This is a genomic window from Nocardia sp. 852002-20019_SCH5090214 (genome assembly GCF_001665865.1).
Lineage (GTDB): Bacteria > Actinomycetota > Actinomycetes > Mycobacteriales > Mycobacteriaceae > Nocardia > Nocardia nova.
The window spans coordinates 1-11,232 of record NZ_LZMK01000438.1 but is presented as its reverse complement, the minus strand read 5'-3'; the positions used below and the strand labels follow the sequence as shown (position 1 = coordinate 11,232).

8 protein-coding genes and 1 pseudogene are annotated in these 11,232 nt (G+C 63.1%); 5 read left to right on the top strand and 4 right to left on the bottom strand.

What is annotated here, in order from left to right:
• Both A5780_RS37405 and A5780_RS37400 read left to right on the top strand, forming a co-directional pair.
• A pseudogene (locus A5780_RS37405) lies at positions 1 to 1,876 on the top strand (hypothetical protein); the annotation flags it as partial.
• A gap of 104 nt (positions 1,877 to 1,980) precedes the next feature.
• Positions 1,981 to 2,856: a glycosyltransferase family 2 protein gene (locus A5780_RS37400; protein WP_064911387.1), complete on the top strand. Its 876-nt coding sequence runs from the start codon at positions 1,981 to 1,983 to the stop codon at positions 2,854 to 2,856.
• Here A5780_RS37400 and A5780_RS37395 read toward each other — a convergent pair.
• The 3 genes from A5780_RS37395 to A5780_RS37385 form a co-directional block, all read right to left on the bottom strand.
• Positions 2,853 to 4,226 carry a radical SAM protein gene (locus A5780_RS37395; protein ID WP_064911385.1) on the bottom strand — a complete coding sequence of 458 codons (1,374 nt, stop codon included), beginning with the start codon at positions 4,224 to 4,226 and terminating at the stop codon, positions 2,853 to 2,855. The two genes, A5780_RS37400 and A5780_RS37395, sit on opposite strands and share 4 nt — an antisense overlap.
• Positions 4,223 to 5,506: a radical SAM protein gene (locus A5780_RS37390; protein ID WP_064911384.1), complete on the bottom strand. Its 1,284-nt coding sequence runs from the start codon at positions 5,504 to 5,506 to the stop codon at positions 4,223 to 4,225. Before A5780_RS37390 ends, A5780_RS37395 begins: the two co-directional genes overlap by 4 nt.
• A gap of 312 nt (positions 5,507 to 5,818) precedes the next feature.
• Complete coding sequence (locus A5780_RS37385; RefSeq protein ID WP_156769771.1) at positions 5,819 to 6,490, bottom strand: hypothetical protein; 672 nt, start codon at positions 6,488 to 6,490, stop codon at positions 5,819 to 5,821.
• 145 nt (positions 6,491 to 6,635) lie between these two features.
• Between A5780_RS37385 and A5780_RS37380 the strand changes: the two genes are divergently transcribed.
• The 3 genes from A5780_RS37380 (at position 6,636) to A5780_RS37370 (ending at position 8,899) form a co-directional block, all read left to right on the top strand.
• On the top strand, positions 6,636 to 7,451 hold the full coding sequence (locus A5780_RS37380) for a hypothetical protein (RefSeq protein ID WP_064911382.1): 816 nt from the start codon (positions 6,636 to 6,638) through the stop codon (positions 7,449 to 7,451).
• A 97-nt stretch (positions 7,452 to 7,548) separates the two neighbouring features.
• Entirely contained in the window at positions 7,549 to 7,755 is a 207-nt protein-coding gene (locus tag A5780_RS37375; RefSeq protein ID WP_156769770.1) for a hypothetical protein, read from the top strand.
• Entirely contained in the window at positions 7,736 to 8,899 is a 1,164-nt protein-coding gene (locus A5780_RS37370; RefSeq protein WP_064911380.1) for a hypothetical protein, read from the top strand. The genes A5780_RS37375 and A5780_RS37370 overlap by 20 nt, the downstream gene beginning before the upstream one ends.
• A 152-nt stretch (positions 8,900 to 9,051) precedes the next feature.
• Here the strand turns inward: A5780_RS37370 and A5780_RS37365 are convergent, their stop codons facing one another.
• Positions 9,052 to 10,563, bottom strand: coding sequence for a hypothetical protein (locus tag A5780_RS37365; protein WP_156769769.1), 1,512 nt, complete (start codon positions 10,561 to 10,563; stop codon positions 9,052 to 9,054).
• Positions 10,564 to 11,232: the final 669 nt, after the last annotated feature.

Here is an 11,232-nt window from a genome sequence, read left to right as displayed (position 1 = left end):
CAACACCGTCACCATGACCGACGTCGTCCGCTTCGCCGACCCCCACGAAGCCGCCGCCAGCCTCGCCCTACGCGACGGCGACCCCGCCGGTCTCGGCTACTACCTCGACCACCAGCGCATCCACTCCGGCACCCCGGCCGCCATCACCGACAAGACCTACATGGCATGGTTCGCCGACCACCACGCCGGGCGCGACACCCTTATGCTCGCCCCCACCCACGACCTCGTCACCGAACTCAACACACGCGCCCGCACCGACCGACTCACCCGCACCCCCACACCCGCGGGCCCGGAAGTCGTTGTAGCCGATGGACAGTGCGCTTCGATCGGAGATGTCATCTGTACCCAACGCAACAACCCGCGCCTGCGCCTCGGTGGGAGCGATTGGGTTCGTAACGGTTACCGCTGGACAGTTACCGTCGTGCACCCCGACGGCAGCCTCACGGCCACGCACTTGAGCACCGGCCGACAACCCGGCGCCACCACCGTGCTGCCCGCCGACTACGTCGCCGAACACGTGCGCCTCGGCTACGCGATGACCATCGACTCCGCCCAAGGCATCACCGTCGACACCTGCCACACCGCACTCACCGGCAACGAATCACGCAACCAGTTCTACGTCGCCATGACCCGCGGCATCCACACCAACCACGCCTACATCCCCACCACCACCGACGCCAACGAGCACTCCCCTTGGACCGAACTCGCCATCCTGCCCCGCACCAGCACCGAAGTCCTGCAACGCATCCTGGCCCGTGACGCCACCCACACCAGCGCCCACGCCGACCTCCGCGACACCCTCAATCCCTACAAACGGCTCGGCCACGCCATCGACACCTACCGCGACGCCATCGGCCTAGCCGTCGAAAACACCCTCGGCCCCGACGCTCTCGACCAGCTCGATCACGCCGCCGAACACCTGCTACCCGGCCTCACCGACGCACCCGCCTACCCAGTCCTGCGCCAACATCTCGCCACCCTCGCCATCACCGGCCACGATCCCGTCCGCGCGCTCCGACAAGCCGCCAGCGAACGAGAACTCGACACCGCACACGACCCGGCCGCCGTCCTCGACTGGCGCCTCGACACCACCGGCACACACTCCACCAGCGCCAGGCCACTTCCCTGGACTCGCGCAATCCCCACCGAACTCACCGACGACGATGTCACTCAACAGCTATACGCACGCGCCCGCATCATCACCACACTCGTCGCCCAAATCAACACGGACGCCGAAACATGGACACCAGCGACAGCACCCCCATGGGCGCGGACGCTGCTCGAAAATCGTGACCTCACAGCACAACTCGCGATATGGCGAGCCGCCCACCACATTCCCGACACCGACCTGCGACCCACCGGACCCCGCCGCTACCCGGCAGCAGAACGCCACCACCAACAGCATCTCGACACCCGCACCACCGACACCCTCGGCGACCTGCACACCGCCACCCACACCTGGGCCGCGCTCGCCAAACGCGTCGACACGCGTCTGACCACCGACCCCTGGTGGCCGGTCCTCGCCCAGCACCTCGACACCGCCGCCGACGCCGGCCACGACATCGAAACCCTCCTCACCACCGCAGCCAACCAACGCCCACTCCCCGACGACATGCCCGCCGCCGCCCTCTGGCACCGCCTCGACATTTCTGATCGCGCCCCGATAGAGGATGCGCAGACCTCGGTCAGCGAACCTGACGACAACAGCGTCGTCTCCTCGGCCGGTTCCGCCATCGACGCCGCGGTCGCCTCCGCGCTGCCATACGACACCGCCAACCTCAACTATGAAACCGACCCGAACGGTGAGGATCACCGCCATGAGCCCTCGCTTTTCACTGAATCGGCTCGACCACCCGCCACCGACCTCGGCCTGTAGCTCGCGCTTCCTAGCGGAATAAGTCCCCCACGGGCTCTGCATCCGAGCCAGCACCGCGATCTCACGCTCCGGCGTGTCAAGGCTCAAGTGATATGTTCGCCGGCATGCCCAGCTCGGATGACAAGACTGTCGGCTTGGCCCTGGTCACCTACCAGAGTGCAGAAGACCTTCCCGGATTCCTCGAGACCCTGCCCGCGGCAGTGGAGCCATACACCGTCGACGTGGTGGGCATCGACAATGTCTCCACCGACCGCAGCGCCGAGATCGTCGAAGAATTCGGCGGCCGTGTTATCCGTAACACTCGCAACGTCGGGCTGGCAGCCGCGATCAATCAGGGCGCGGCCGCGACCGACGGGCAGTGGATCCTGGTCGCCAACCCCGACACGAAGCTGACACCCGGGTCGATCGCGGCGCTCATCGACACAGCGAAGACCGACGACCGGATCGGCGTGATCGGTCCCCGCATCCTGCGCCTGGACGGCCAGCCGTACCCCAGCGGGCGCCGTTTCCCGTCGCTGGCCGTCGGTATCGCACACGCACTGCTGGGCGGTATCTGGCCGAACAACCCGGCGACGCGTCGCTACTTCGGTGCCCCTGTCACCGAAGTCAGTGACGTGGACTGGATTTCGGGATGCTGCATGCTGTTTCGTCGCGAAGCGTTCGAAGCAGTCGGTGGGTTCGACGACCGCTACTTCCTCTACTTCGAGGAAACCAAGATGGCCCTCGACATGCACCGCGGCGGGTGGCGCGTCGTCCTCGATCCGAGGGTTGACATCCGTCACCGCGAGGGCGGCAGCATGCGGTCCGCGCCGTTCCGGAAGGTTCGCTCCCACCACCGCAGCGCCCTGCGGTTCTATTGCGACTATCACCAGGGCTCGCCCTGGATCGTGTTCGCACCGATGGTGGCGGCTGGGCTTGTCGTGCGTGGGACGGCGGCGGTGGCGCGGACCGCACTGCTGGAGCGAATGAAGCGCCGCTAGACGAACGGCTGTTCGTCCAGGGCGACCCCGGCTTGGAGGTCGGCGAGAAGTTTGTGAACGATCGCGTTGCCGGTGCGTGAGCTGGGCATGCATTGGGTGCAGTCGTCGTTGATTCGTCGCTCGTTCGAGGTGGCGACAACGTCGAGGATGCGGGTGCGTTTGACGTTGCCGAGGTCGTAACCTGTTGCAGCGAAACGTGGTTCGGCTTTCAGATCGCAGGGGGTCAGGTGTCCGAAAGCTCCGATCGTGGGGCGGAACCAGCGACCGAGACACTCCGTGGTGCGTGATCGGTCAGGCGTCAGGCCGTTGGCGAGCGCGACCAGCTCGTCGCCGATGTCGATTCTGGTCGCACCACCAGCCCGGGTCCGCACGGCCCTCAGCTGGTCACGAACAACCGGCAGTTGGGTGGGGTCGAGACCGTCGGTGACATCGACTTCGTCTTTGCGGATGTCGAGCCAGTCGACGCCGAGGGTTTCGGCGAAGTCGGTCATCGCCTCGATCTGTGCGTGGTTGGCCTGCTGGATCACCATGCCGATGCCCAGCGCCGGGGCTCCTTGGCGTTCATCGAGCAGAGCGCCGAGATTCGCAGCGACTCGATCCAAGGCGTGTTGGCGTGGACGTGTCCCGGCGATGTGGTCGTAGGTGACCGCGTCGCAGGAATGGACCGAGAACCGTATCCGGTGGCACCGCAACAGCGCTGCGAACAATCTGGAGCCTGGCCGGGCTGCGAAACCTGTGGTGTAGACATGGATTTCGAAACCGAGATCGGCTGCCCGGCCGAGAATGTCGGGCAGAGCGGGGTTGATCAACGCCTCGCCGCCTCCGGAGACAATGAGTCGCCGCACGCCGGCTGAGGCGAGTTCGTCGAGTACACGGATCCAGTCCTCGACGGTCATCAGGCCACTAGTATCAAGCTGCTTGGTGGCGTAGGTGAGGTCGGCCTGGTCCGACCACAGGCACATGCGGCACCGATAGTTGCAGGTACCGCGGGTAGGATGGATCTCCACCGTCTCAGCCAGCACCGGCTCACGCGCCAGAATGCGCTGCGGAACCTCGGGCCGCCGCAGCCATTCGGCCACCGTCGCCGCAGCGAACGCGGACCGCAAACGATGCGGGTAATAGAGCGACCTGACCAATTGCTGCAGTCCAGAATGCGTTCGCGCGAACCGATAGATGTCACGAACGGCAGCGATATCGAGGCCCACGTGGTCGGCGAGCGTCCTGGCTGGCGTATGCGGGGCCGCGAGGTGGCAGACCAGCGCGGCCGCGGTGTCTGCGGGGGCATAGTCGAATATTTCAGTGACCGGGCGAGCCAATTCGTCATCGCTGCGGAGGAACCGGTAGGCCTTGTCTACCGCGGTATTTGTCATGAGATCACCTGAGTCGCGGCAACGATCTCAGCCCACTCGGCAGAAGTCAGCAGCGTGACGAACGATCGCGATCGGTCGAAAGCCAACACGATGCCGCTGGGATGGCGCACGACGCGATAGTCGCCTGGTTTCGCACTGATCTGTGCGGCAATCTCGGTGGTATCGGCAGGATTGGCCAACAGCCAGTGTTGGTCGATGCTGCGGATAGGAATCAAATCGGCCTCGAGAGCGGGTCCGTCTATGCGGCCGATCAACTGTTCGGTCGCGTCTCGACTCGCTGTGGCACCCAGTTGAAACTTGTGCTGTGCCTCCACTTCTCGTCGAAGTTGGCGCGGGGCTCCCTCGTCCAGCAGCGCTTCGGCATGTGCGAGAAGTTCGGCCGTGGGCCGGGCGTGCACTGAGCCGAGGACAGCGTTGCCGACCATTTCGCGGCCCCAGGTGGCGGCCTGCAATCGGAACTCACCGTTCGGGCGGATGTTACAGAGGGTGTCTTTGACCTGTTCGGAGAGCTGCTGCAAGGTGATCGTGCGTCCGGGGTTGGTCGCCAACGGCCGTACGCCGGTCGCCGGCCACATGGAATTGAACGTCAGATACAGACCCGCGGCCGCCAGTTCTCGATGATGGCGATTCACCGACTCTTGCACGGCATAAAACTCGCCCTCTCGCAGGGCGAGCCGTGGATAGTGTGTCCGGGCCTGACCTGAATAGCTCGGCGCGCACAGATGATGCTGCGACGCGAGCCCGTTCACGGCAAGGAAGGCACTCAACTCGACTACCTGACGCCAATTGCCTTGGTGAACAACAGTTATGACGGTGATCGACTTGCCTGTCTGTTTCAGCGCGTGCAGGCCTTCCAACACTTTCGGAAGGTTCTTGCCACGTGCGGAACCGTGGACGTCATTGGTCGCTCCGTCAACGCTGGTGCAGATGCGGGTGAGGTTCGACGCCGCGAGGCCGTCGATGATCGGTGAGGAGAGCTGGGTGGCATTGGTGATCACTGTCGACGCTGTCCGGCGCAACAGATGTGTGGCTGCGAGGATGCCCGGCAAGCTGTGATGCAGGGTGATCTCACCACCGGTGAGCACGACTTCGAGCACGCCGGCCGCCTCGGCGGCTTCCATCGCCGACCACACGGCAGGCAGCGGCAACTGCTGCTGTCGCCACACCTCTCCGGGATGGCAGTACAGGCAGCGCAAGTTGCATTCGTTGACAGCGTCGACCACCAGCCGCACCACGCGACCGATATCCTCGGGCTCGTATAGGACGGTCTTATTGAACATGTTCCCTCCCTGAGGTTTTCAGAATTTTGTGAATGTCTCGGCACCGGTGAAACAGCGCTATGGGAGTGCCCACAGGCGCTCGCATGGGAGCCGCGGGCATGTTCGATCCGGTGGTGCGAACGTGACGGTGTCGGGCCGGTGATAAGCGACCCAGTACTCGGCGAACCGGCGGGCCGCCGACTCACAGGCAACGAACCTCAATTCCTCCCCGCGCAAAAGGCTGATTCGGACACGAAGCAACACATCCGGTTCGTTCGGAAGAGGCGAATCATCTTGAGCTGCAAACAGTTCCGCAAAGGTCATGACAGCCTGCTAGAACTTCCCCGTGGCAGTGCAACCAGTTACCGGGTCGGTGACGGTCGAAGCGCCCGCCCCTCTTTCCAGATCGGTGAGCCCGCCCAAGACGTCGAGCAGGGTCATCAGACTCACGCCTTCAGGCAGTGAACCGCGGCCCTGGCGATGTGGACGGAACGGCAAGCCCCGTGCGGCAGCTCGTTCACGCGGACTGTCCACCGGCGGGACGATCTTGCCCGCGCGAACGAGGCAGCTGTAAGCGGTGGCTTTCCGCGGGCATTCGAAGGCACGACAGGCCAGATGCTGCTGCATGATCATGTGAGCTGACTCGACCGTGAGCGGATGTTCGGGGTGTGAATGCGTTGGGCCAGCGATGTGAGGCATGGAAACCGCCCAGGTCGCAGGCGGACTGACAGTCTCGAGGTCCAGAATCTCGCACACCCGACTCGGTGTGTGATCGACAGTCTCGAGGTCGTAGACGACCAGGGCAGCGGCGCTCGACACGGATGCGATTCCGAGCGCGTAAGCGACGGGATCGGCGAGGTTCGCAGGCGCTCTCACGGTGTAGATGTAGGCGTAGCTCATCTTCTCGGCGTGGCGGCGAATCTTATCGACATGTTCCGGCAGTCGCAGTCCCGATACGTCCTCGCGGACCAAGCCGACTGCTATTGGTTGCTGCTGTTCGGCCATGCAGGCACTGTCGCCCGGGCTCCAGTCGCCTTTCGTCCCACCGCGTGAGCTGTTTCGGCTCATCGAGTCTCTTTTGGTCGCGTTCTCGGTACGATTCCTCGGGTATCGCACACACCCTCGGTGCAGGAGGTCAGGCGGTTCGACCATGACCATCGCCCTCAAAGTCCTTCTCCAAGACCAGCACTTGCATGAACACTCCGCCTTCTCAGCGGAGTACAAACGGCACGCCGCAGCACTGGGATTGGACAGAAATGCCGCCGTCCCGCCAACCAAGGGCCAGTACTACAAATGGCTCGCCGGCACCCTCACCAGCGTTCCGCGAGGCCATCACTGCCGCGTCCTGGAAAGCATGTTCCCGGGCTGGACTGCAGAAGATCTGTTCTCAACGACCGACATGGTCGGCGGCCGTTTGAAGCGGCTGTTCCGCAACAGTTTCGGACGAGGACAGCTTGCCGACTCCGTCGCAGCGGCCTTGCAGGCGCGGGACATCAGCGTGACGGGTTGGGGCTCCGCGCGTCCACCGGTGACAGTTAGCGCTGGCGCACCGCAATTGCCCGATGCCGTAGGCGATTTCGATGAAGCCGATCTTCCTCCGGATGCAAGGCGGATCGGCAAGAAGCTTGCAGCGCTCGCTCAGGTTCTTCGGCTCAATCCGACGGAGACGGTTCAGCTGGCCGGCTTGGTCGGCAACGTCGTGGAGCTGGAACTGCGAATCGAAGTCCACATCGACAGCGACGGCAACTCCCGACTGGTCTATACCCACGACGTGTTCAACATGTCCGGCGAGCCACTGACCCGAGTCGCCCGCCAACTCTGGTTTGAGCACGCCGCGCCGAACGGCCTATGCATCGAACCCCTCCGCCGAGATCACCGCCAAGTCTCCATCGACCGCACACACAATGCGGGCCCGACCATGGCCAAGTTCTCCTGCCAGGTCTCCCCCGCAATTCCAGCCAGGTGAAACGGGAGTCATCAGCTACACGTGCACCGGCGGCCAATTCATCGACGCCTTCTACTGGCGGCAAGACATCCTTCGCTACACCCGCCACTTCACCATCGTGATGCGCCAAGCAGGTCGACACCGACTCCTCACCTGCACCGGCGAGCAAGTACAGCCGAACGGCCTGATCAACAGCGCGACCGAGGACCTACTGTGGGACTACGACGGCGATGACATCGTGGTCACGCTGACCAGAGACTATCTGCGACCGAACGAATCGGTGACGCTACGTTGGGAGATCGATCGTGACCAGGCAACTGCGTGACACCGCCGAGCACGTTCTACGAGCCTGGAACCGATACGAAATCGAACGAGGCGCGCACCCCGTCATCGACTACGACTGCTCGCCGATAACCTCAGACGTCCCGGCAGTCGACAACAGGCTCGAAGCCTTGCAACGGCTCTCTGAACTCAAGGCCGAAGCCGAAGCCGGCGGCGACACCGCCCTCGCGACCAGAATCGACGCAGACATCGCCTACTGCGCCGCACTGCTCGGTGAACACGACTCCCTCGATCGATACGTTCGCCGCACGCAAGGATGCGTGCCCAAGGGATGGTCGGACGAATACCTCCAGCAACACCTGGAGCGAGCACAACACTGCCTCGCAGCACTCGGCATCGACTGGGGCCCCAAGACGCTGACCGACTTGATGGAAGCCGAAGGACCACTCGACGCCTCGGTCAGCGCAGACGCGATCCGCGAAGCCGCAGCCGACCTCGAACCAAGCGTCCGCGCCGCAACAGGAGCGACCGCGGACTACGACCTCACCATCGAATCCGTCGACGTCGACGCCTACTGGAGCTACTGGCTCGACGGCGCCGGCCAGAAACCCCGACTACGAATCAACCTCCGAAACGCCCGCTTCACACAAGTAGTAGCCCGCCAATTCGCACTCCACGAAATCCTCGGCCACGCACTACAATTCGCAAGCATCGCCGCACGCTGCGCCCGAGAAGACGTTCCCTGGATCCGCCTGTGCTCCGTGCACTCACCAAATCAAGTTTTGTTCGAAGGCCTAGCCCAGGCGATGCCGCTATTCGTCACTCCCAACGACGAAAACCTCACCGCCCGAGTGCGATTGGATCACTACCACCAACTCGTCCGCGGCCAGCTACACCTCGCGCTAGCGGCGGGAGAGCCTATCCTCCACCTCGCCGAGCGGGCTCGGCGCAATGTGCCCTACTGGACCGACGCGCAGATCGCCGACCTGCTCACTGACCGTGGTGCGAACACCCTGTTGCGGTCCTACATGTGGTCCTACTCCGCCGGAATAGATTGGTTCGCTCGCCTTGCAGACACCCCGGGCGCGCCGGTGCAGCAGGTCCTGTCGGCTGTCTACCAGGCACCACACACGCCCGACGAACTCATGAAGTACTGGCCCGAGGGACCAACGATCGGTGCTGGGTGACGATTCTCTCTACCACGCACAACGCGTCAGCGCTGGAGGAGGTGTGGAATCGCCAACCCAGCGCGTTTGTCGTCGATCCATATGTCGTCCAGGCTCGCGCCGGACACCTACGTCTCTGCCAGATTTGCGCCGGTGAGATTGGCAGTTCGGGATTAGTTGACTCTCCAACCGAACATACGACGGTAGTGCTGCTCGACAGGATGGGGGGAAGGTATCGGTGTCCCGGTGTCGGTGACTTTGCCAAGCAGATCGTCAGCATTGGGTGCCTGGGCAGGTATTGAAGTGAGAATCAGTCTTGAGAAGACATCGACGTATTCGGCTGCCGCGGTGAATAGTTCGACTGCCGTGGTAGCGACATCAGCAACAACCGTTGGCGGCATAAAGACTTGATTGGCCGCTGTTGCCTCCCAGACGCCGAGCCGGTCGACCTGCTGCTGAGTCAGTTCAATACCGGCCGAGGTGAAGTCGATCGCGACTGCCTGTGCGCCACCGTAGGTACGGTTCTGGAACGCGCCGGTGGGCAGGAGTGTGTCGTGAATTCTGTTGCGCAACTCGGAGCAGGTGAATGCGAACCTCTGTAGTTCGTGGATACGCTGCAGCTGACCTGCAGTGCTCGGATCGGGATAGTTGGGGTCGACATAGTCGATGAGGGTTTTCTCTGAATGCAGTGACTTGCGTAGCTGTCTGGTTGATGATGGATCGAGCCAACGGAGGTAGATTCGACCGTAGGTGTCGAAAACCGCGATCAGATAGAGCAGTTCACGGTCGAAGGCTTCACTGACAAACTCAAGCGTATCGGCTGACGGGATGGCGTCGCGGCCGTTGGTTCGCGAAAGCGCGGCGAGTACTTCGTCCAGCGCGCGGGCCGCTCGACGCAGTCGTGTGAACAGCGACTCTATTTCGGCGACCGCTTCCATCTTGCCGAGCATAAGTGCAGTCAGACGGAGCGTGTCGAGGAACGGGACCAGCGCCGCGACCCCGATGTTGTAAAGCTCCGTCATCGACGGGGGTTGCATCGTGCTGACGACGTTCCCGGACCGAATTTCGGCGATTTTCCGGTTTCCGGTCATGCGCAGGTAATGGCCGAATACGGCCTGCAAGTCATCGGGAGTGACTGTGGTGACGATGTCGTTATCTGCGACATCGGCGCGGCCGACGGTTGATGCGAGTGAAACGATGACGTCGGCACCTAGTCCGTATCCCGCAGCGGCGAGCACGGCCGCGTCGATTCGCTCCGTCGAGCTAAGATCAGCGGTTGCAGCAGCGTTTGCGTCCAGCACGGGATAGATGTCGAACAGGTGGCATTTCCGCCATCCTGTCTTCTGTCCACCGCAGGTGGTGCTGACGGTGAACTCAAGCGCGTCTGCCATCCGCGCCGCGCTTTGCTGGTCGGTCCAGGACAGGGTGTGGATCTCGTCGATCTCGCATGCGCGCAGCCATGGTTTCGCGAGCTGTGGATCGTCGTCGCGTCGGAGAATCAGCTTCGGAGTGACCACGTCTCGACGCAGGATCGTCAGCAGTTCCGGGTAGTCCGTCGCCGTCGCGCCGAGCGTACGCAAATCGATGCCGACGACGAGCGGGCGAGTCGCAGGTGTGGTCGGGAAAAGGTGCGTGTAGTCCGACGACACTGCTCGGGCGTAACGGACGAACTTCGTCTGGGGCACACCGGACGGGATCGTAAGCCGCCGAGATCCAGTACTCGAATTTGTCATGTCCGAATTGTGCTGCGCCCCACCGACACATCACCATCGGTTTTCTCTGGGCAGCGCAGCGGCCGATGCCTCATGGTGCGTTTCCCGATGTGTCCGCACTGCGCCGTCGGTTGCTGGCGATCAGGTCCACGAGGATCGGATCGGTTCGTGGTTGCGGCGGCCAGTCGAGTGCTACCAGTTGCCGACAGATCAGGTTCTTGTCAAGTATCGAGTTCGATCCGGGAACTCAGCACCGCCGAGCGAGACCGACGGAACGTCCTCGCGGATCGCAAACCGGAGCTCTCGACCGCAGCATTCACCTCAACGGCGCGACCCCAACTGAGTCGAAGATTGGCCGATAGTCACTGACAGCCGACAGTTAGCTCGTGCCGAAAATCATCCGCGTGTCGCCGGTACGACACACCGTGGCGACGGGCCTCCTCTCTTCCAACTAAGTCCCAACTAATTCACTCGCCGTGAGCGATATCGACCAGCGTCTCCAATCGTCCTCCGTTGTCAAGAATTGACATCTTCCCTGTTCAGGACGACATTCCCGCACACACTTGACAGTCCACAGTTGCCCGAAGTAGTCCACCCCACCGTCACCGAGAAGGTCAGGGGTTCGATTCCCCTTAGCTCCAC